This is a genomic window from Streptomyces sp. NPDC014894, assembly GCF_043080985.1.
Lineage (GTDB): Bacteria > Actinomycetota > Actinomycetes > Streptomycetales > Streptomycetaceae > Streptomyces.
In genome coordinates, this window is record NZ_JBIBWD010000006.1 from 287,869 (window position 1) to 309,303 (window position 21,435).

General features: G+C 71.2%; 12 protein-coding genes. 11 read left to right on the plus strand and 1 reads right to left on the minus strand.

From position 1 onward, the window contains the following. Positions 1-11: 11 nt before the first annotated feature. Positions 12-1,541: a helix-turn-helix domain-containing protein gene (locus ACF089_RS17115; RefSeq protein WP_392026826.1), complete on the minus strand. Its 1,530-nt coding sequence runs from the start codon at positions 1,539-1,541 to the stop codon at positions 12-14. 429 nt (positions 1,542-1,970) lie between these two features. Here ACF089_RS17115 and ACF089_RS17120 point away from each other — a divergent pair, with 429 nt between their 5' ends. The 11 genes from ACF089_RS17120 to ACF089_RS17170 all read left to right on the plus strand — a co-directional run bounded on the left by ACF089_RS17120 (position 1,971) and on the right by ACF089_RS17170 (position 21,426). After that, a complete protein-coding gene (locus ACF089_RS17120) occupies positions 1,971-3,803 on the plus strand; it encodes an NAD-binding protein (protein WP_392026828.1) in 1,833 nt (610 codons plus the stop codon). A gap of 88 nt (positions 3,804-3,891) precedes the next feature. Next, a complete protein-coding gene (locus tag ACF089_RS17125; RefSeq protein WP_392026830.1) occupies positions 3,892-5,490 on the plus strand; it encodes a phytoene desaturase family protein in 1,599 nt (532 codons plus the stop codon). Between the two features lie 77 nt (positions 5,491-5,567). Continuing rightward, complete coding sequence (locus tag ACF089_RS17130; protein WP_392026832.1) at positions 5,568-7,010, plus strand: endonuclease/exonuclease/phosphatase family protein; 1,443 nt, start codon at positions 5,568-5,570, stop codon at positions 7,008-7,010. Between the two features lie 127 nt (positions 7,011-7,137). Continuing rightward, a complete protein-coding gene (locus tag ACF089_RS17135) occupies positions 7,138-8,145 on the plus strand; it encodes an aminoglycoside phosphotransferase family protein (protein ID WP_392026833.1) in 1,008 nt (335 codons plus the stop codon). 276 nt (positions 8,146-8,421) lie between these two features. Beyond that, complete coding sequence (gene acnA, locus ACF089_RS17140; RefSeq protein ID WP_392026835.1) at positions 8,422-11,136, plus strand: aconitate hydratase AcnA; 2,715 nt, start codon at positions 8,422-8,424, stop codon at positions 11,134-11,136. Between the two features lie 1,365 nt (positions 11,137-12,501). Then, positions 12,502-13,950: an N-acetylglucosamine/diacetylchitobiose ABC transporter substrate-binding protein gene (gene ngcE / locus ACF089_RS17145; RefSeq protein WP_392026837.1), complete on the plus strand. Its 1,449-nt coding sequence runs from the start codon at positions 12,502-12,504 to the stop codon at positions 13,948-13,950. A gap of 49 nt (positions 13,951-13,999) precedes the next feature. After that, positions 14,000-14,923 carry a carbohydrate ABC transporter permease gene (locus tag ACF089_RS17150; RefSeq protein ID WP_392026839.1) on the plus strand — a complete coding sequence of 308 codons (924 nt, stop codon included), beginning with the start codon at positions 14,000-14,002 and terminating at the stop codon, positions 14,921-14,923. Between the two features lie 11 nt (positions 14,924-14,934). Beyond that, on the plus strand, positions 14,935-15,864 hold the full coding sequence (locus tag ACF089_RS17155; RefSeq protein ID WP_392026841.1) for a carbohydrate ABC transporter permease: 930 nt from the start codon (positions 14,935-14,937) through the stop codon (positions 15,862-15,864). Between the two features lie 316 nt (positions 15,865-16,180). Then, positions 16,181-17,461, plus strand: coding sequence for an ROK family protein (locus ACF089_RS17160; RefSeq protein WP_392026843.1), 1,281 nt, complete (start codon positions 16,181-16,183; stop codon positions 17,459-17,461). A gap of 347 nt (positions 17,462-17,808) precedes the next feature. Next, positions 17,809-19,752: a 1-deoxy-D-xylulose-5-phosphate synthase gene (dxs, locus tag ACF089_RS17165; RefSeq protein WP_392027209.1), complete on the plus strand. Its 1,944-nt coding sequence runs from the start codon at positions 17,809-17,811 to the stop codon at positions 19,750-19,752. Between the two features lie 144 nt (positions 19,753-19,896). Further along, complete coding sequence (locus ACF089_RS17170) at positions 19,897-21,426, plus strand: amino acid permease (protein ID WP_392026845.1); 1,530 nt, start codon at positions 19,897-19,899, stop codon at positions 21,424-21,426. Positions 21,427-21,435: the final 9 nt, after the last annotated feature.

A 21,435-nucleotide genomic window follows, 5' to 3' on the forward strand; every position in this document is an offset into this window, starting at 1 on the left:
GCGTCCGGACGCTAGATGTCGCGGAAGATCTCGATCTGCGCGCCCACCGAGTTCAGCCGCTCGGCCAGCTCCTCGTAACCCCGGTTGATGACGTACACATTGCGCAGGACGGAGGTGCCCTCCGCGGCCATCATCGCCAGCAGGACCACCACGGCGGGGCGGAGGGCGGGCGGGCACATCATCTCGGCGGCGCGCCAGCGGGTGGGGCCCTCGACGAGGACGCGGTGGGGGTCGAGCAGCTGGAGCCGGCCGCCGAGGCGGTTGAGGTCGGTGAGATAGATGGCGCGGTTGTCGTAGACCCAGTCGTGGATGAGGGTCTGGCCCTGGGCCACCGCCGCGATCGCCGCGAAGAACGGGACGTTGTCGATGTTCAGACCGGGGAACGGCATGGGGTGGATCTTGTCGATGGGCGCCTCCAGCTTGGAGGGGCGCACGGTCAGATCGACCAGCCGGGTGCGGCCGTTGTCGGCGGTGTACTCCGAGGAGCGGTCGTGGTCGAGGCCCATCTCCTCCAGGACCGCCAGCTCGATCTCCAGGAACTCGATCGGCACCCGCCGGATGGTCAGCTCGGACTCCGTCACGACGGCGGCGGCCAGCAGGCTCATCGCCTCGACCGGGTCCTCGGAGGGGGAGTAGTCCACATCGACGTCGATGGTGGGCACGCCGTGCACGGTCAGGGTGGTGGTGCCGACGCCCTCCACCCGTACGCCCAGGGCCTCCAGGAAGAAGCACAGGTCCTGGACCATGTAGTTGGACGACGCGTTGCGGATCACCGTGACGCCGTCGTGGCGGGCGGCGGCCAGCAGCGCGTTCTCGGTCACCGTGTCGCCGCGCTCGGTCAGGACGATGGGCCGGTCCGGGGCGGTGTCCCGCTCGACCTCGGCGTGGTAGAGTCCCTCGGTCGCGGTGATGTCCAGACCGAAGCGGCGCAGCGCGATCATGTGCGGCTCGATGGTGCGGGTGCCGAGGTCGCAGCCGCCCGCGTACGGCAGCTTGAAGACGTCCAGCCGGTGCAGCAGCGGCCCGAGGAACATGATGATCGACCGGGTCCGGCGCGCGGCCTCGGCGTCGATGGCGTCCATGTCGAGTTCGGCCGGCGGCACGATCTCCAGGTCGACGCCCTCGTTGATCCAGCGGGTCCGGACGCCGATGGAGTTGAGGACCTCCAGCAGACGGAAGACCTCCTCGATGCGCGCGACCCGGCGCAGGACCGTACGCCCCTTGTTGAGGAGCGTGCCGCAGAGCAGCGCCACACACGCGTTCTTGCTCGTCTTGACGTCGATCGCACCCGAGAGGCGGCGTCCGCCGACCACGCGCAGATGCATGGGACCGGCGTAGCCGAGGGACACGATCTCGCTGTCGAGCGCTTCGCCGATGCGTGCGATCATCTCAAGGCTGATGTTCTGGTTACCGCGTTCGATGCGGTTGACTGCGCTCTGACTGGTGCCGAGAGCTTCGGCCAGTTGCGTCTGAGTCCAGCCGCGATGCTGCCGGGCGTCACGGATGAGCTTGCCGATGCGTTCGAGGTAGTCGTCTGCCATGCGGTTGAGGCTATCTCAGATATGAGATGAGTTGCGCGCCGGGGGTGGCGTTCGGGTGAAGACCTCGTACTCCCTCGCGCCGCCCTTTGACGATCCGTCGGGGGGTTCGGCCCGTCAAACGGGAGGCCGCCGTACGGGTGTCGGGCACTGTCCCGGCGGGGGCGGGCCCCGTACGGCCTCCCCGTCGGGCCGCCGCCCCGAGCGCCCCGCAAATCGGACAAAGCGTCACCCATTCGCCCGCCTCGCACGTCGGCCCGCCTCGCGCCGGCCCGGCGCGCGACCGTGCGCCCCGGCCCTCGCAACAGCACCACCCGCGACCGGGCCCCGCCCCCGCCCGTGATCACGCGCCCCCCGGCCACCCCCGCACGGCATGCTGTCCCAGTGGATTCCCCGACGCGACATCACCAAGTCCCGCCCACCGCCGGTCGGATGGTCGTCAGCGGCGACGACGCCCTCGCGCTCCGTCTCGCCGCCGAACTGCACAGCCTCTACCGGCAGCGGGTGACCCTCCTCACCCCGGACGCGGGCCTCGCGCCCGAACCCCGGCCGGGCGCACTGCGCGTGGTGGAGTGCGAGACGCCCGACTCCGGCGCGCTGCGCGGCGCGGGAGTGGAGCGGGCCGACGCGCTCGCGCTGGTCCACGAGGACGACGAGACCAATATCCGGGCGGCGATGGCGGCCCGCCGGCTCAACCCCCGGCTGCGCCTGGTGATCCGGCTCTACAACCGCAAACTGGGGCAGTACCTGGCCGATCTGCTGGACCAGGCGGCGCAGGTGGCCGGGGTCGGCCCGGCCGACGCCCAATCGCTCACCGTCGTCCTCTCCGACGCCGACACCGCGGCCCCCGCGCTGGCCGCCACCGCCGCCGCCGGCACCAGCAAGATCGTCCAGGCGGACGGACTGCTCCTGCGCGCCGCCGAGCGGCCCCCGCCGGCCCCGGGCGAGAGCGCCGAACCGGGCCTGTGCACCCTCGCCCTGCTCTCCTCCACCACCACCGACCCGGCGGGCGCCGAGGGCACCGACGCCAGCGGCGTCCAGGGACCGAGGCTGCTGCCGGACGACGAGGAGGTCGCCGCCGCCTCCGGCCGCGGCGCGATCGTCCTGGAGACGGTCTCCCCGACCGGACCCACCGGCCCGCCCCGGCGGCTCAGCGCCGCGGCGCTCCCCGTCGGCGAACTCTTCTCCCGACGCGTCCGCTGGTCGCTCGCGGGCTTCGCGCTCGCCGTGACCGCCCTCGCCGTCACCGCCTGGATCACCCAGGACACCCACCCCCTGAACGCCGCCTACATCACCCTCCTCGACCTGTTCGCCATCAACGAACCCGCCGTCGACGGCCCCACCGACCGCCAGGTCCTGCAACTCCTCGCCGGTCTCGCCGGACTCCTCCTGCTCCCGGTCATGGTCGCCGCCGTCCTGGAGGCCCTCGGCTCCTTCCGCTCCGCCACCACCCTGCGCCGCCCGCCCCGGGGCCTCGACGACCATGTCGTGCTGCTCGGCCTCGGCAAGGTGGGCACCCGCGTCCTCGCCCGCCTCCGCGAACTGGGCATACCCGTCGTCTGCGTCGAGGAGGACCCCGAGGCCCGGGGCATCGCCCTCGCCCGCGGCCTGCGCGTCCCCGTCGTCCTCGGCGACGTCACCCAGGACGGCGTCCTCGAAGCCGCCCGGATCCACCGCGCCCACGCCCTCCTCGCCCTCACCAGCTCCGACACCACCAACCTCGAAGCGGCCCTGTGCGCCCGCACCGTCTCCCCCCGGCTGCGCGTGGCGCTGCGCCTGTACGACGACGAGTTCGCCACCGCCGTCTACCGCACCCTGCGGGCCGCCCACCCCGACGCGCTCACCCGCAGCCGCAGTGTGACCTCCCTCGCCGCCCCCGCCTTCGCCGGAGCGATGATGGGCCGCCAGATCCTCGGGGCCATACCGGTCGAACGCCGCGTCCTGGTCTTCGCCGCCTTCGACGTCGCCGAACTGCCCCGATTCGAGGGCCGCACCATCCAGGAGGCCACCCGGCCGGGAGCCTGGCGGGTGCTCGCCCTGGACACCGCCGAGCCCCACGACCGACGCCCCGACCTCTCCGCCGGACACCCCGAGGGCGAGGGCGGCCACACCTCCGGCCTGCTCTTCGACCTCCACCCCGGATACGTGCTGCGCCACGACGACCGGATGGTCCTCGCCACCACCCGCCAGGGCCTCGCCGACCTGCTCAGCACCCGGTCCGGGAGCGGATCCGACCCGGCGGCGCGCCGCCCGGCCGCGCGTTGAGCGGATCCGCGGAACCGGCCCCGCCGCGCCGTACGTTGGCACCAGGGCCGGCAGGCGCCGGCCCGGCGGCACGAGCGAGGAGCATCCGATGCGTCCGAGGGAAGACGTCGACGCGGTCGTCGTGGGATCCGGGATCAACGGACTGGTGGCCGCCGCCGAGCTGGCGTCCGCCGGCTGGTCGGTCGCCCTCCTGGAACGCGCCCGCGACATCGGCGGATTCATCGCCGCCGAGGAGCGCACCCTGCCCGGCTATCTCCACGACACCTACTCCGCCTGGCATCCCCTCTTCGTCTCCGGCCCGGCCCACGCCGCCCTGGGCGAACAGCTGCGACAGCACGGTCTGACCTACCGCAACACCGAGGAGTGGGTCACCGCGAGCGTCGCCGACGACGGCCGGACCACCCTCGCCCACCGCGACCCCGAACGCACCGCCGCCGGCTTCGCCCACGACGCCGACCGCACCGCCTACCTCGCCGCGCTCCGCCGCCTCCAGGACGCCATGGGCCCGATCGGCGGACTCCTCGGCGGCGAACCGCGCTCGCTCACGGCCCTGCGCCACCTCGCCCGGCTCGCCCGCGACGGCGGCCGCGCCGGACTGGAGGGATGGCTGCGCTCGATGGCCGCCGGAGGGCGGGGGTACGCGCGCTCGGCCTACCGGGGCGGCGAGGTGGACCATCTCTACGCCCCCTGGCTGCTGCACGCCGGGCTGTCGCCGGACCACGCCTCCGGCGGCCTGATGACGCAGCTGTTCGCCGCTGCCCTGCACGGCTGCGGACTGCCCGTGCCGGCCGGGGGAGCGGGCCGGTTCCTGGCGGCCTTCCGCTCCCTGCTGGACTCCCTCGGGGTACGGGTGGAGACCGGCGCCGAGGTCGATCGCGTCGTCGTGGAGCGGGGGCGGGCCGTCGGCGTGGCGGTCGGCGGCCGGATCGTCCGCGCCCGCCGCGCCGTGCTCGCCTCCGTCACTCCCGCCGCGCTCTACGGCACGCTGCTGCCCGAGGACGTGCCCGTCGGCGGCCTGCGCGAGGAGGCGGCCCGGTTCCGCCCCGGCCGGGCCGCGCTGCAGATCCATGTCGCCCTGTCCGCCCCGCCCGTCTGGCGGGACGAGCGGCTCGGCGCGGTCCCGCTGATCCATCTCTCCGACGGGTCCGGCGGCACCGGCATCGCCTGCGCGGAGGCGGAGGCCGGACTGCTGCCCCGGCGTCCCACGGTCGCCGTCGGCCGGCAGTACGTCCTCGATCCCTCCCGGGTCCCGGACGGCGCGGCGGCCCTCTGGCTCCAGCTCCAGGAGGTCCCGTACGCCCCGGCCGGGGACGCGGCCGGGGAGCTGGACACCACCCGCGGCTGGACCGGGGAGCTGGCCCGCGGATACGCCGACCGCGTCCTGGACCGGGTCGCCGCGCACGCGCCGGGGCTGCGGGAGCTGATCCTCGCCGTGGACGTCATCACCCCCGTACAGCTCGCCGCCCACAACCCCAACGCGCTGCGGGGAGATCCGTACGGCGGCTCCGCCGAACTGGACCAGAGCTTTCTGTGGCGGCCGCTCCCCGGCTCCGGGCGGCACGCGACCCCGGTGCCGGGGCTGTGGCACATCGGGGCCTCCACCCATCCCGGGCCCGGCCTCGGCGGGGTGTCCGGGCACATCGTCGCCACCGCGCTGATCGACGCGCAGGGGCCGATCGCCGCGTAGCGTGCGCGTCCGGCCCGGCCGACGATCTTGGGCGGACAGCCCTCGGCACGACCGGGTCCACCGAGGAGAGGACTCGTATGAAGAGCCGAATACGCGGCACGCTCGCCGTCTGCGCGGCGCTGCTGGGACTGCTCGCGCCGACCGCCGCCGCGGCCGATCCCTTCCCGGAGCCCTCGGAACTGTCCAAGAGCGCCGGACAGAAGTTCCGTCTGAAGGTCGTGGGCACCGGCAAGTACGTCACGCTCTCGGGCACAGACCAGGGCGCGCGGGAAGGAGCCCTCCGGGCGCGCGCCGGCGCCCCCGCCGCCGGGAAGGCGGGACTTCCGTACGTCTTCACGCTGCACACCTCGCGCGCCGCCTCGGCCCACGACTACGGCGAGACGATCTCGCTGCGGTCCGCGCAGAACGGTCTCTTCGTGACCGCGGAACGGGACCACCCGGACCCGGACACGGGGATGCTCCGGGCCCGGACCGACGGCCCGGTCGGCGGATGGGAGCGCTTCACCCTCAAAGCCCGGCCGAACGGCGCGTACGCGCTGAAGTCCGCGGCGACCGGGACCTATCTGTCCGCGCGCGACAGCCAGGACGGGCTGCTGCGGGCGATGGTGCCCGAGGCGGACGTCAAGGGGTGGGAGACCTTCGTCCTGGAGCCCGTGGCCGGGCCCGGGAGCCTCGTCCGGGCCCCGGCGGCCACCCCGCGCACCCTCGATGTGATGTCGTGGAACGTCTGCGCCAACAACGGCGCACGGGAGGCGGACGGCACCGAGCGGTGCTCGTTCTACCAGGACACCCCCGCCCTCTTCACCGAGCGGTTCATGAGCCACATCGGGACGGTCAGGCCCGACGCCGTCCTGCTCCAGGAGTTCTGCGAGAAGTACGCGAGACCGCTGGAGAACGCGCTGGAGGCGGGCGGCGGCCCCAAGTGGGACGTCCGGTTCGCGCCCATCGAGTACCGCGCCGAGGTCGACCAGGCCCTCGGCGACCTCACGGTCCAGAAGCCGTGCGTCCAGGACAGCGCGGGCGGTGACCGGGGCGCGTACGGGGTGGCGATCGCCGTGCCGGAGGAGAACACCTTCTACGAGGCCCACCGGCTGACCTCCCCCGCCGCGATCGACGTGGAGCAGCGCACCGCGCTGTGCGCCACCGTCCCGTCCTGGTCGGTCCACGCCTGCACCACGCACTTCAGCCCCGGCTCCGGGACCGCCGACACGGCGATCCGCACGGCGCAGGCCGCCGAACTGCGGACCGAGATCGAGGCGGCGGCCGGCCAGGGCTATCGGACGATCTTCGGCGGCGACCTCAACGCGACCCCCGGTCAGCCGGGGGCGGTGTCCTTCTACGACGCCGGCCACCGGGAGTGCGACCAGAGCGCGTCCACGCCCACCGGCACCACCGACGCCTCGACGGCGAAGATCGACTACGTCTTCGGCCCGGCGGACGGCGTCTGGAGCGCCTGTGCGGTGAAGCCCTCCGCGCACTCCGACCACCACTCGGTGCGCGGCAAGGTCACGCTGCCTTAGCGGAACCGGAACCGGAAGGGGAGGGTGGAAGCGGTTCGGCGTCCCGTCCGGCGGGTCGCCGAACCGCTCCCGTCACCGACCCCGAAATCCGCTGGAGCCCCCATGGGCCCCGTGCTGGGATGGCGCGATGGGACATGACACGACCACGGCCGTCGACCGAGGCCAGTACCCCGACGCGACGACGCCCTGGGAGGATCCGGCCTGGCGGGCCGCCGCCCTCGGCTGGGCCGGGGGCGAGCTGGCCGCCCGCGGCCTGCGCGAGAACGGGCGGCGGAGCGTGCGGCTGCGCCCCTGGTCCGTCCTGGTGCGAATGCCGGTCGAAGGGCACGGAGCCGTATGGCTCAAGGCCAACCCGGCCGCCGGCGCCTTCGAGGCGGGGCTGACCGCGGCCCTCGCCCGCTGGGTTCCGGAACACGTACTGGAACCACTCGCCGTCGACGCCGGCCGGGGCTGGTCGCTCCTCCCCGACGGCGGCGAGCTGTTCAGGGACGTACTCGACCGGACCCCGGCCGACCCGCGCGACTGGGAGGAGCCGCTGCGCCGCTACGCGCGAATGCAGCACACGCTGACCCCGTACGCCGACGAGATCGAGCGGCTCGGCGTGCCCGGGGCGCGGACCGCCGCGCTCCCCGCCGTCTTCGACCGGATCGTCGCGGAGAACACCGCGCTCCGCGCGGACGATCTCCACCGGCTGCGCGCGCTCCGGCCGCGCCTCGCCGACTGGTGCGCGGAGCTGGCCGCCGTGGGCGTCGCGGACTCGCTCGACCACTCCGACCTGCACGACGGTCAGCTGTTCAACCCGGCGCCGGGCCGGTTCACCTTCTTCGACTGGGGCGACGCCTCCGTCTCCCACCCCTTCTGCAGCTTCCTGGTCCCGGCCCGCGGAGCCTGTGAACGGTACGGGCCCGATGTGCTGCCACGGCTCCGGGACGCCTATCTCGAACCGTGGACAGGAATGGGCCGCACCACCGCCGATCTGCGCCGCGCCCTGTCCTTGGCGTGGCGGCTCGCCGCGCTGGGCCGGGCCTGCTCCTGGGGCCGCCTCTTCCCCGGCGCCTCCCCGGAGGCGGCCGCCACGGGCCCCGCGCAGAGCGCCGACTGGCTGCGGGAACTGTTCACCGAGCCATGGATCTAGAGCGGGGGAGCGGCCTCGCCGGCGCACGCGTCACGGCCGGTCCGAGGGCGGCGGCACTCGGCGCGCACCACGGCTGATCAAGGACATGGGCCGCCCGGGCATGACCGATCCGCACCGATGTACTAGAGTTATCTCGACATCGAGATATCTGCCGAAGACGTGCCGCGGCCGCCGCCTCGGTAAGGGCAACCTAACTAAGCCCTACCTTAGCGGATCGGCGAGGAGTCGTGGCGGCAGCATGGACGTAGTACGCGCACATTGATGAAGGAGACTGTCGTGTCGGCGAACAGCTTCGACGCCCGCAGCACGCTGCGCGTGGGCGACGAGTCGTACGAGATCTTCAAGCTGGACAAGGTCGAGGGCTCCGCACGCCTCCCGTACAGCCTGAAGGTTCTCCTGGAGAACCTGCTCCGCACCGAGGACGGCGCGAACATCACCGCCGACCACATCCGGGCGCTCGGCGGCTGGGACTCCCAGGCACAGCCCAGCCAGGAGATCCAGTTCACGCCGGCTCGCGTGATCATGCAGGACTTCACCGGTGTTCCGTGTGTCGTCGACCTCGCCACCATGCGCGAGGCCGTCAAGGAGCTGGGCGGCGATCCGGCGAAGATCAACCCGCTGGCCCCGGCCGAGCTGGTCATCGATCACTCCGTCATCGCCGACAAGTTCGGCACCAACGCCGCCTTCGCGCAGAACGTCGAGCTGGAGTACGGCCGCAACCGGGAGCGCTACCAGTTCCTGCGCTGGGGCCAGACGGCGTTCGACGAGTTCAAGGTCGTCCCGCCCGGCACCGGCATCGTCCACCAGGTCAACATCGAGCACCTGGCCCGTACGGTCATGGTCCGGAACGGCCAGGCGTACCCCGACACCCTCGTCGGCACCGACTCCCACACCACCATGGTCAACGGCCTCGGTGTGCTCGGCTGGGGCGTCGGCGGCATCGAGGCCGAGGCCGCGATGCTCGGCCAGCCGGTCTCCATGCTCATCCCGCGCGTCGTCGGCTTCAAGCTGACCGGTGAACTGCCCGCCGGCACCACCGCCACCGACCTGGTGCTCACCATCACCGAGATGCTGCGCAAGCACGGCGTCGTCGGCAAGTTCGTGGAGTTCTACGGCGAGGGCGTCGCCGCCACCTCGCTCGCCAACCGCGCCACCATCGGCAACATGTCGCCGGAGTTCGGCTCCACCGCGGCCATGTTCCCGATCGACGACGAGACGCTGAAGTACCTGCGCCTCACCGGCCGCGACGAGCAGCAGGTCGCGCTGGTCGAGGCGTACGCCAAGGAGCAGGGCCTCTGGCTCGACCCGGCCGCCGAGCCCGACTTCTCCGAGAAGCTGGAGCTGGACCTCGCCACCGTCGTCCCCTCCATCGCCGGACCGAAGCGCCCGCAGGACCGGATCGTCCTCGCCAACGCCTCCCAGCAGTTCGCCGTCGACGTGCGCAACTACGTCTCGGACGACGAGGAGGCGGGCAAGGAGTCCTTCCCGGCCTCCGACTCCCCGGCCTCGGCCAACGGCGTGCCGTCGCGTCCGACCACGGTCACGGCCCCCGACGGGTCCACGTACGAGATCGACCACGGCGCGGTCACCGTCGCCGCGATCACCTCCTGCACCAACACCTCGAACCCGTACGTCATGGTCGCCGCCGCGCTGGTGGCCAAGAAGGCGGTCGAGAAGGGCCTGACCCGCAAGCCGTGGGTCAAGACCACCCTCGCCCCGGGCTCCAAGGTCGTCACCGACTACTTCGACAAGGCCGGGCTCACCCCCTACCTCGACAAGGTCGGCTTCAACCTCGTCGGCTACGGCTGCACCACCTGCATCGGCAACTCCGGCCCGCTGCCGGAGGAGGTCTCCAAGGCGGTCAACGAGAACGACCTGGCCGTGACCTCGGTGCTCTCCGGCAACCGCAACTTCGAGGGCCGGATCAACCCCGACGTCAAGATGAACTACCTGGCCTCCCCGCCGCTGGTCGTCGCGTACGCCATCGCGGGCTCCATGAAGGTGGACATCACCCGCGACGCCCTCGGCGTCGACCAGGACGGCAAGCCGGTCTACCTCCAGGACATCTGGCCCACCGAGGCCGAGGTCAACGACGTCGTCGCCAACTCCATCGGCGAGGACATGTTCAACAAGTCCTACCAGGACGTCTTCGCGGGCGACGCCCAGTGGAAGGCGCTGCCGATCCCGACCGGCAACACCTTCGAGTGGGACACCGAGTCCACCTACGTCCGCAAGCCCCCTTACTTCGAGGGCATGCAGATGGAGACCACCCCGGTCAGCGACATCGCCGACGCCCGGGTGCTCGCCAAGCTCGGCGACTCGGTCACCACCGACCACATCTCCCCGGCCGGCGCGATCAAGGCCGACACCCCGGCGGGCAAGTACCTCACGGAGCACGGCGTCGAGCGCCGCGACTTCAACTCCTACGGCTCGCGCCGAGGCAACCACGAGGTCATGATCCGGGGCACCTTCGCCAACATCCGGCTGCGGAACCAGATCGCGCCGGGCACCGAGGGCGGCTTCACCCGCGACTTCACCCAGGCCGACGCGCCCGTGTCGTTCATCTACGACGCCTCGCGCAACTACATCGACCAGGGCGTTCCGCTGGTCATCCTGGCGGGCAAGGAGTACGGCTCCGGCTCGTCCCGCGACTGGGCCGCCAAGGGCACCGCGCTGCTGGGCGTCAAGGCCGTCATCGCCGAGTCCTACGAGCGGATCCACCGCTCCAACCTCATCGGCATGGGCGTCCTCCCGCTCCAGTACCCGGAGGGCGCTTCCGCCGAGGCCCTCGGCCTCACCGGCGAGGAGACCTTCTCCTTCTCCGGTGTCACCGAGCTGAACAACGGCACCACGCCCCGCACGGTCAAGGTCACCACCGACACCGGTGTGGAGTTCGACGCGGTCGTCCGCATCGACACCCCCGGCGAGGCCGACTACTACCGCAACGGCGGCATCATGCAGTACGTCCTCCGCAACCTCATCCGCGGCTGACCCGAGCCGCAGAGGGCCGCGCTCCCCGCAGGGGGGCGCGGCCCTTCGGCGTTCCCGGGCCGGACGACGACCTCCCGGCGGCCCCCCGCCCCCGGGCCGCTCTCCCCGGTGCCGTGAGGGCCGCGCGGAGCCGCCCGGGGCACGCCGAGGAGCCCGGCCGTACGGCTGCGGACGCGCCGGGCTCCGGCGGCCTGCGGGGACCCGTGCCCGGCTCCGGGACCGTGAAGGACGGACGGGATACGCCGCGCGCCCCCCGGCCCGCCCGAGCGCCGCGCACCCGCCCCACCGCCCACCGCCGAACAGCCGACGCCTCCCACAGAGCCGCCCCGGTCCCGCGGCGCCCGGTCCCGCGGCGCCCGGTCCCGCGGCGCCCGGTCCCGCGGCGCCCGGTCCCGCGGCGCCCGGTCCCGCGGCGCCCGGTCCCGCGACGCCCGGTCCCGCGACGCCCGGTCCCGCGACGCCCGGTCCCGCGACGCCCGGTCCCGCGACGCCCGGTCCCGCGACGCCCAAGCCGGCTCCCCATTCCCCGCAATTCCGCGTTCGAAACCCGGTCCGCCTCCCGGTCAGGGAATTCCGGCCAACCGATATCGGGTCGAAGGCATACCGCAGAACGAACCGGAATCCCCGGTCACCGGAGACCGGCCGGACCTCCCCAACCTCCCCGGACGGGGATTTCACCCCCGGCGGGCATCCGCGTGACCTTGTCCCCGACATGGCCCGATATTCCCCGTACGGAGACGTCATCGACACCGGAAGCCCCTTTCCGGCCTTCTGCTCCGATGTCGGCGCTATTGCTCTGATTGCCGACCGCCTCGCCAACTGTGCGCGAAGTGCGGCCAATCAGCCGCGCCGAACACCGAGTCGCGCCCCTTTTCGGTACGCCCCGAGGCGTCGGACAACGTTGCCAGAGGAGTGCCGCAGCACGTCCCGGTGGGGCAAGTGCCCAGTGGTGTCAAGGGTTTCGACGGGGCGTCTCGGCTGGAACCATGCGTTCCGCGACGATCGATGTGGTCGAATGCGCACGGACAGTGCTCAGATATCCGGGAGGTCTCAACTCGGGAAAGACTGCCGTCCAACCATGCTTTCGATCTTGCTCCGTTGATGTGAAGTGGACTATACCTGTCGGCACCCCGCAGGGCTGTTGCACACAGTGCCGCGGGTCGGGGGCAAGGGAGACGGACAGCCGTGTGCGTACTCAACTCTGCCCGCGATCTTTTCTCATCTCACCCTGTACAAACCAAGCTTCACTGATTTCCCCCTGGGGAAACACAGCAACTGACTGCGGTGGCGGGGCCCTTCGCCTGAGGCGATATGTACGGGCGACTTGTTCACCGCCTGAGTCCTGATGAAGGCGAGGACTTGAGCATGGGATCCACCTCCGCCCACAACAATGAGGGTCTCGGCCGTCGTAATCTGATCAAGCGCTCCGCGGCGCTCGGTCTGATCGCGGTGCCCACGATGGGCTTTCTGTCCGGCTGCGCCACCGGCGGCGGCGGCGACGATGGCAAAGCGAGCGACAAGCCCAAGGCCGAGACCTCGGCGAAGAACCCGCTCGGTGTGAAGAACGGCACCGCGCTGGAGGCGTTCATCTTCAAGGGCGGCCTCGGCGACCAGTACGCCAAGGACGCGGAGGCCGATTACAAGACGACCTACCAGGCCGAGGTCAAGCACACCGGCACCCAGGAGGTCGGCCCCAAGCTCACCCCGCGCTTCGCGGGCGGCAACCCGCCGGACGTCATCGACAACTCCGGCGCCAACCACCTGGACATGAACAAGCTCTCCAGCCAGGGGCAGCTCCAGGACCTGGGCGTGCTGCTGGACGCGGCGTCGCTGGACGACCCGAACAAGAAGGTCCGCGACATCATCCACCCCAGCACGCTGGAGAAGGGCAAGCACGGCGACAAGTTCGACGTGCTGTACTACGCCTTCACCATCTACGGCACCTGGTACTCCCAGAAGCTGATGGAGAGCAAGGGGTGGACGTACCCCAAGACCCTCGACGAGATGGTCAAGCTCTGCGGCGAGATCAAGAAGGAGAAGATCGCGCCCTGGACGTACGCCGGCAAGTACCCGTACTACGTCCACTTCAACCTGTTCGCCCAGATCGCCAAGATCGGCGGCATGCCCGGCTGGATCGAGATCGACAACCTCGAGCCCAACGCCTGGACCAAGAACGACGCCGTCAAGGAGGTCATCGAGCACTACGAGGAGCTGGCCGCCAAGAAGTACTTCCTGGAGGGCAGCCAGGGCCTGACCCACATCCAGTCCCAGACCTCCTGGACCAAGGGCAAGGCCGTCTTCATCCCCAACGGCTCCTGGGTGGAGAACGAGGCCGCCCCCACCACCCCGAAGGACTTCGGGATGTCCGTCGGCGCCCTTCTCGACGGCACCGGCGACAAGCTCCCGAGCGGCACCCTGCGCGGTGAGCCGAGCGAGCCGTACATCGTCTCCGCCAAGGGCAAGAACCCGATCGGGGGCATGGAGCTGCTCCGCATCATGCTCTCGAAGAAGCACGCCCAGAACTTCGCCACCAAGGTCAAGTCGCTGACCTGCGTGCTCGACGCCACCGAGGGCATGACCCTCTCCCCGGGCCTCGCCTCGGCGAGCGCGGCGGTCGAGGCGGCCGGTGAGAACCTCATCAGCCTCCAGCTCCAGGAGTGGTACCCGGCGCTCACCGACGAGAAGATCGGCGGCCTGACCGGCCAGCTGCTCACCGGTGACCTCAAGGCGTCCGACTGGATCAAGAAGACCCAGGCGGAGGCCGACAAGGTGGCCAAGGACAGTTCCGTCACCAAGTTCAAGCGCTCCAGCTGACACTGACACGGCATCAGTCCGAAGGAAGAGGGGAAGGGCCGGGAAGCACATGCAACACGGCAAATACCGATTCATCGTGGGCTTCCTGGCCCTACCTTTGATCGTCTACGGCGTCTTCGTACTCTCGCCGTTCGTCCAGGCCTTCCAGATCTCGCTGACCGACTGGTCGGGACTGGTCGGCAGCGCCGAGTTCATCGGACTGGAGAACTTCCAGCGGCTCTGGGACAGCGACGACTTCTGGAACGCGCTGCGGCACAACGTCTACATGCTGGCGCTGGTTCCGGTGATCACCCTCGGACTGGGCCTCTTCTTCGCCTTCATGCTCAACGTGGGCGGCCGGCGCAAGAAGAACGAAGTGGTCACGGGCGTGACCGGGTCGAAGTTCTACAAGTTCGTCTTCTTCTTCCCGCAGGTCATCTCGATCACCATCGTCGCGGTCATCTGGTTCAACATCTACAACCCCGACCCCGACGACGGCATGCTCAACTCCCTGCTCGGCGCGGTGGGGCTCGACAGCCTCCAGAACGCCTGGCTCGGCGAGAAGAACCTCGCCCTGTGGTGCATCAGCGCGGTGATGGTCTGGAGCCATGTCGGCTTCTACGTGGTCCTGTTCTCCGCGGCGATGGCCTCCATCCCCCGGGACATCTACGAGGCGGCGCTGCTGGACGGGGCCAACCGCTTCCACACCTTCTTCAGGATCACCCTCCCGCTCCTGTGGGACACGGTGCAGACCGGCTGGGTGTACATGGGCATCATCGCCCTGGACGCCTTCGCCCTGGTCCAGATCATGTCGGTGAACATGGGCGGACCGGACGGAGCGACCGACGTCATGCCGCTGAGGCTCTACCTCACGGCCTTCCGCGACAGCCAGTTCGGCTACGCCTCCGCGATGGGAATCGCGATGCTCATTGTCACGATGACGTTCGCACTGCTCACCATGCGCTTCGCGCGGCGTGAGCGGATCGAGTTCTAGGGGTACGGCGGATGACGACCGAAGAGATCGAAGTGGCGGCGAAGCAGGACGCGCCCGCCCGGGCCGCCGGAACGAACGCCCCGGCCGCCGGCAAACGCTCCCGCGAGGAGGGCGGGGTGCTGAACGTCTTCTCCCACGGCATCCTCGTCGTCTGGGCGCTGATGGTCGGCGTTCCCCTGCTGTGGGTGCTGTGGAGCGCCTTCAAGGACAGCAACGGCATCCTGACCGACCCGTGGGGGCTGCCGACCACCCTGCACTGGGAGAACTGGTCCAACGCGTGGAACGACGCGAACATGGGCCAGTACTTCATCAACACCGCCATCGTGGTGGGCGGATCCGTCGTCGGCACCATGGTGCTGGGCTCCATGGCCGCCTATGTGCTGGCCCGCTTCACCTTCCCCGGGAACAGGTTTATCTACTACCTGTTCGTGGCCGGAATGTCCTTCCCGGTGTTCATGCTGGTGATCCCCCTCTTCTTCGTGCTGAGGGACTTCCCGGGCAGCTCGCTGCTGGCGTCGTACCACGGACTGATCCTGGTCTACATCGCCTACTCGCTGCCCTTCACCGTCTTCTTCATGACCTCGTTCTTCCGCACCCTGCCGAACTCGGTGGCGGAGGCGGCGATGATCGACGGGGCCTCGCACACCCGGACGTTCTTCCAGGTGATGCTGCCGATGGCCAAGCCCGGCCTGATCAGCATCGGCATCTTCAACTTCCTGGGCCAGTGGAATCAGTATCTGCTGCCGATGGTCCTCAACCAGCAGGAGGAGAAGTACGTCCTCACCCAGGGCCTGGCGATGATCGCCCTCCAGCAGGGCTACGAGAACGACTGGGGAGCGCTGATGGCGGGCATGATGATCGCCATGCTCCCGGTCCTCATCGTGTACGCGATCTTCCAGCGCCAGGTCCAGGCGGGCCTCACCGCCGGCGCGATCAAGTAACGCCCGGAAGCGACGCCCGGCGGCGGCGTCGGGACAGCGCGACCGGCAGCGGCACCGGCTGCGTCGAGCGGCGGTCTCCGGAAGCGGCGTCGGGCAGCGGTTTCCGACAGCGGCGTCCGGCCACGGCGTCCGGCGGCCCCCGGTGGAACTCCACCGGGGGCCGCCGTCATGCCCGGACCGTCCACAGCTCTTGACGCCATGACCTCCCGCCGTGGAGCTTGGGCTTCACAAGTTGGAGAAGCGCCGGGATTCCCGTTCAGGGTCCCCGGCCGGAGGGGGCCGTTCGCGTCCCCCGGGCGCGGGAGTGAGTGAGCCGATGGAGACTCCGGGATCGCAGACGTCGCTGCACCGGGCCAATCTGGAGCGGGTGGTGCGCGCCGTCCGGATGGCGGGCGCGCTCACCCAGGCCGAGATCGCCCGGAGCACCGGCCTCTCGGCGGCCACCGTCTCCAACATCGTCCGCGAACTGAAGGAGAGCGGCGCGGTCGACGTCACCCCGACCTCCGTCGGCGGCCGCCGGGCCCGCAGCATCTCGCTCAGCGCCGACGCGGGCATGGTCGTCGGCATCGACTTCGGCCACACCCATCTGCGGGTCGCCGTCGCCGACCTCGCCCACCGGGTGCTGGCCGAGGAGGCCGTGCCGCTCGATGTGGACGCCTCGGCCGAGCAGGGCTTCGACCGGGCGGAGGTCCTGGTGGGCCGACTGCTCGCGGCGGCCGGGATCGGCCCCGGCAAGGTGATCGGCGCCGGGCTCGGCGTCCCCGGCCCCCTCGACGCCGAGTCCGGCGCCCTCGGCCCCGCCTCGATGCTGCCGGGCTGGACCGGGGCCGACCCCGGCAAGGAGATGGCCGACCGGCTCGGCGTGCCCGTCCTCGTGGACAACGACGCCAATCTCGGCGCCCTGGGCGAGCTGATCTGGGGCGGCGGCCGGGGCGTGGGCGATCTCGCCTACATCAAGGTCGCGGCGGGCGTCGGCGCCGGCCTGGTGATCGACGGCCGGATCTTCCGGGGCCCCGGGGGCACCGCCGGCGAGATCGGACACATCACCCTGGACGAGTCCGGCCCGGTCTGCCGCTGCGGCAACCGGGGCTGCCTGGAGACCTTCGCCGCCGCCCGCCACGTCCTCCCGCTGCTGACGCCCGCCCACGGGCCCGGGCTCACCATGGAGCGCGTGGTGGCGCTGGCCCGCGGCGGCGATCCGGGCTGCCGCCGGGTCGTCGCCGACGTCGGCCGCCACCTCGGCAGCGCGGTGGCCGGTCTGTGCAATCTGCTCAACCCGAGCCGGGTCCTCCTCGGCGGCGACCTCGCCGAGGCGGGCGAGCTGGTCCTCGGCCCCGTCCGGGACTCCGTCTCGCGCTACGCCATCCCGAGCGCCGCCCGGCGCCTCACGGTGGCCGCCGCCTCGCTCGGCCCCCGGGCCGAGGTGCTGGGCGCGCTCGCCCTGGTGCTCAGCGAGATGGGGGACGCCCCCCTCATCGGCGGGAGAGCCGGGGGAGCGGGCGCGGCCGGGGGAGCGCGCGCCGGGTTCGCCGGGAGTGCCGGGTTCGCCGGGGGCCGGCGCGGCGCCTCGCTCCCGGGCCGATCCTTCACTCCTTGAACCCGGGCCCATCCCCCGGCGATAGGTGTGCTCATCGCCACGGCCCGCGCCGGAACCATCACCGGCCCCGGCCCGCCCACCGGCCGCGCCCGCCCCGCCCGGCGCGGATATCCGCAGCTCACCGCTTGGACCGGGGCATTTTCCCGGATCCGGAGCCCGTGCGCCGGGTAATCCGCCAATCGCGCGAGTCCGGACCGCCCGCCCGAAGACCATGTCCGACAGGGGAACATTAGACTCATCCAGATCGTCAACATCGTCAGCGTCCCGACCCAGCTCAGTACGCCCAGCCCGACACGCAAGGAGGCAGAGTGAAGGATCAGCGCGAAGCGCGTCGTTCAAGGGTGGTGGTGGGCGACGGGTGGGACCTGCTGACCCGCATCGAGGGACCGCGCGATCTGGACCGGCTCAGCCCGGAGCAGCTCGAGCGGCTGGCCGCGGAGATCCGGACCTTCCTCGTGGACGCGGTCTCCAAGACCGGCGGCCACCTCGGGCCCAACCTCGGCGTCGTCGAGCTCACCATCGCCCTGCACCGGGTCTTCGACTCCCCGAAGGACAAGGTCCTCTGGGACACCGGTCACCAGAGCTATGTGCACAAGCTGCTCACCGGCCGCCAGGACTTCTCGCGCCTCAAGATGAAGGGCGGCCTCTCCGGCTACCCGGCGCGCGCCGAGTCCGAGCACGACTGCATCGAGAACTCCCACGCCTCCACCGTCCTCGGCTGGGCGGACGGCCTCGCCAAGGCCAATGAGGTGCTCAGGAAGGACGACCACGTCGTCGCGGTGATCGGCGACGGCGCGCTCACCGGCGGTATGGCCTGGGAGGCGCTGAACAACATCGCCGCCGCCAAGGACCGCCCCCTGGTGATCGTGGTCAATGACAACGAGCGCTCCTACGCGCCGACGATCGGCGGCCTCGCCAACCACCTCGCCACCCTGCGCACCACCGACGGGTACGAGCGCTTCCTCGCCCGCGGCAAGGACATCCTCGGCCGCACCCCCGTCGTCGGGAAGCCGCTGTACGAGACGCTCCACGGCGCCAAGAAGGGCCTCAAGGACTTCATCGCCCCGCAGGGCATGTTCGAGGACCTCGGCCTCAAGTACGTCGGCCCCATCGACGGCCACGACATCGAGGCCCTGGAGTCCGCGCTGGCCCGCGCCAAGCGGTTCGGCGGACCCGTGATCGTCCACTGTCTCACCGAGAAGGGCCGCGGCTATCAGCCCGCCCTCCAGGACGAGGCCGACCGCTTCCACGCCGTCGGCAAGATCCACCCGGACACCGGTCTGCCGATCGCCAGCTCCGGCCTCGACTGGACCTCCGTCTTCGGCGAGGAGATGGTCGAGCTCGGCGCCGAGCGCGAGGACGTCGTCGCGATCACCGCGGCCATGCTCCAGCCGGTCGGCCTCGACAAATTCGCCAAGGCCTACCCCGACCGGGTCTACGACGTCGGCATCGCCGAGCAGCACGGCGCGGTCTCCGCCGCCGGTCTCGCGACCGGCGGGGTCCACCCCGTCTTCGCGGTGTACGCCACCTTCCTCAACCGCGCCTTCGACCAGGTGCTCATGGACGTGGCCCTGCACAAGTGCGGAGTGACGTTCGTCCTGGACCGGGCCGGCGTCACCGGCACCGACGGCGCGTCCCACAACGGCATGTGGGACATGTCGATCCTCCAGGTCGTCCCCGGTCTGCGGATCGCCGCCCCGCGCGACGCCGACCAGGTGCGGGCCCAGCTGCGCGAGGCCGTCGCCGTCGACGACGCGCCCACCGTGGTCCGCTTCTCCAAGGGCGCGGTCGGCCCCTCCGTCAAGGCCGTCGGCCGGGTCGGCGGCATGGACGTCCTGCGCCGCCCGGACGCCGAGCGGCCCGACGTGCTGCTCGTCTCCGTCGGCGCGCTCGCCCCGATGTGCCTGGAGATCGCCGATCTCCTCGACGCGCAGGGCATCTCCACCACCGTCGTCGACCCCCGCTGGGTCAAGCCGGTCGACGAGGCCCTGCCCCCGCTCGCCGAGCGCCACCGGGTCGTCGTCACCGTCGAGGACAACAGCCGGGTCGGCGGCGTCGGCTCCGCGGTCGCCCAGGCGCTGCGCGACGCGGGCGTCGACATGCCGCTGCGCGACTTCGGCATCCCGCCGCGCTTCCTCGACCACGCCACCCGCAAGGAGGTCATGGCCGAGATCGGTCTGACCGCCCCGGACATCGCCCGCCAGGTCACCGGTCTCGTGGCCAAGCTCGGCGGCGGGTTCGGCACGGCGGCCGACGCGCCCGGCGAGGCGGTCGAGCCCGTCCGCGACTGACGCCGGCGCGAGCGCCCCCGGCCGGGAGGGTCACCCATGAAGGGCGACCCTCCCGGCCATTCGTGTGAATGCCGTCCGTACGGCCGCCCGTGAGCCCTCCGCCGTCCCGATCATGACGGGGACGACACAGCGTGGAGGTGCACGGTGAGCACAGAGACAGACCCCGCGAGCAGGGCGGGAGTCTTCCGGACCAAGTCCGTCGAACAGTCCATCAGCGACACCGAGGAACCCGAGCACGCGCTCAAACGCTCCCTGTCCGCGCTGGACCTGACCGTCTTCGGGGTCGGCGTCATCATCGGCACCGGCATCTTCGTCCTCACCGGCGCGGTCGCCAAGGAGACCGCCGGCCCCGCCACCGCGCTCGCCTTCGTCGTCGCGGGCGTCGTCTGCGGCCTCGCGGCCCTGTGCTACGCGGAGTTCGCCTCCACGGTCCCGGTCGCGGGATCCGCGTACACCTTCGCCTACGCCTCCCTCGGCGAGCTGCCCGCCTGGATCATCGGCTGGGACCTCGTGCTGGAGTTCGCCGTGGGCACGGCGGTGGTCGCGGTCGGCTGGTCCGGCTATCTCCGCTCCCTGCTGGACAACGCCGGCTGGCATCTGCCCGAGGCCCTCGCCGGGACCAACTCGGTCAGCGGCTTCGGCTTCGACCTGCTGGCCTTCCTGCTGGTCCTGCTGCTCACCGGCATCCTCGTCCTCGGGATGAAGCTCTCCGCCCGGGTCACCACGGTGGTCGTCGCCATCAAGGTGGGCGTGGTCCTGCTGGTGATCGTCGCCGGGTCGTTCTTCGTCAAGGCCTCCAACTACAGCCCCTTCATCCCGCCCTCGGAGCATGTGCCCGGCGACTCGGGGCTCCAGCAGCCGCTGATCCAGCTGATGTTCGGCTACGCGCCGACGAGCTTCGGCGTGATGGGGATCTTCACCGCCGCCTCCGTGGTCTTCTTCGCCTTCATCGGCTTCGACGTGGTGGCCACGGCCGCCGAGGAGACCAGACTGCCGCAGCGCGACATGCCCCGGGGCATCCTCGGCTCCCTGTTCATCTGCACGGTGCTGTACGTCGCGGTCTCGATCGTCGTCACCGGTATGCAGAAGTACACCGAGCTGACCGTCGACGCCCCGCTCGCCGACGCCTTCAAGTCCACCGGCCACCCCTGGTACGCCGGCGTCATCAGCTTCGGCGCGGTCGTCGGGCTCACCTCGGTCTGCATGATCCTGCTGCTGGGGCAGACCCGGGTGTTCTTCGCGATGAGCCGGGACGGGCTGCTGCCGCGATTCTTCTCCCGGACCCACCCGCGCTACCGCACCCCCTACCGGGCCACCCTCCTCCTCGGGGTGGTCATCGCGATCGTCGCCGGACTGACCAACATCGAGGAGCTGGCCGCCCTGGTGAACATCGGCACCCTCTTCGCCTTCGTCGTCGTCGCGCTCGGCGTCGTCATCCTGCGCCGCACCCGCCCCGATCTGCCGCGCGCCTTCCGCACCCCGCTCGTCCCGCTGCTGCCGATCGTGTCGGTTGCCGCCTCGCTCTGGCTGATGCTCAATCTGCCGAGCGAGACCTGGCTGCGATTCGGCCTCTGGATGGCCCTCGGCGTGGTCGTGTACGTCGTCTACGGCCGCCGCCACAGCCGGCTGGAGCCCGGGGCCGAGGTGCCCCACAAGGGCCCTCAGAGCCCCTGAGAGCGCCGG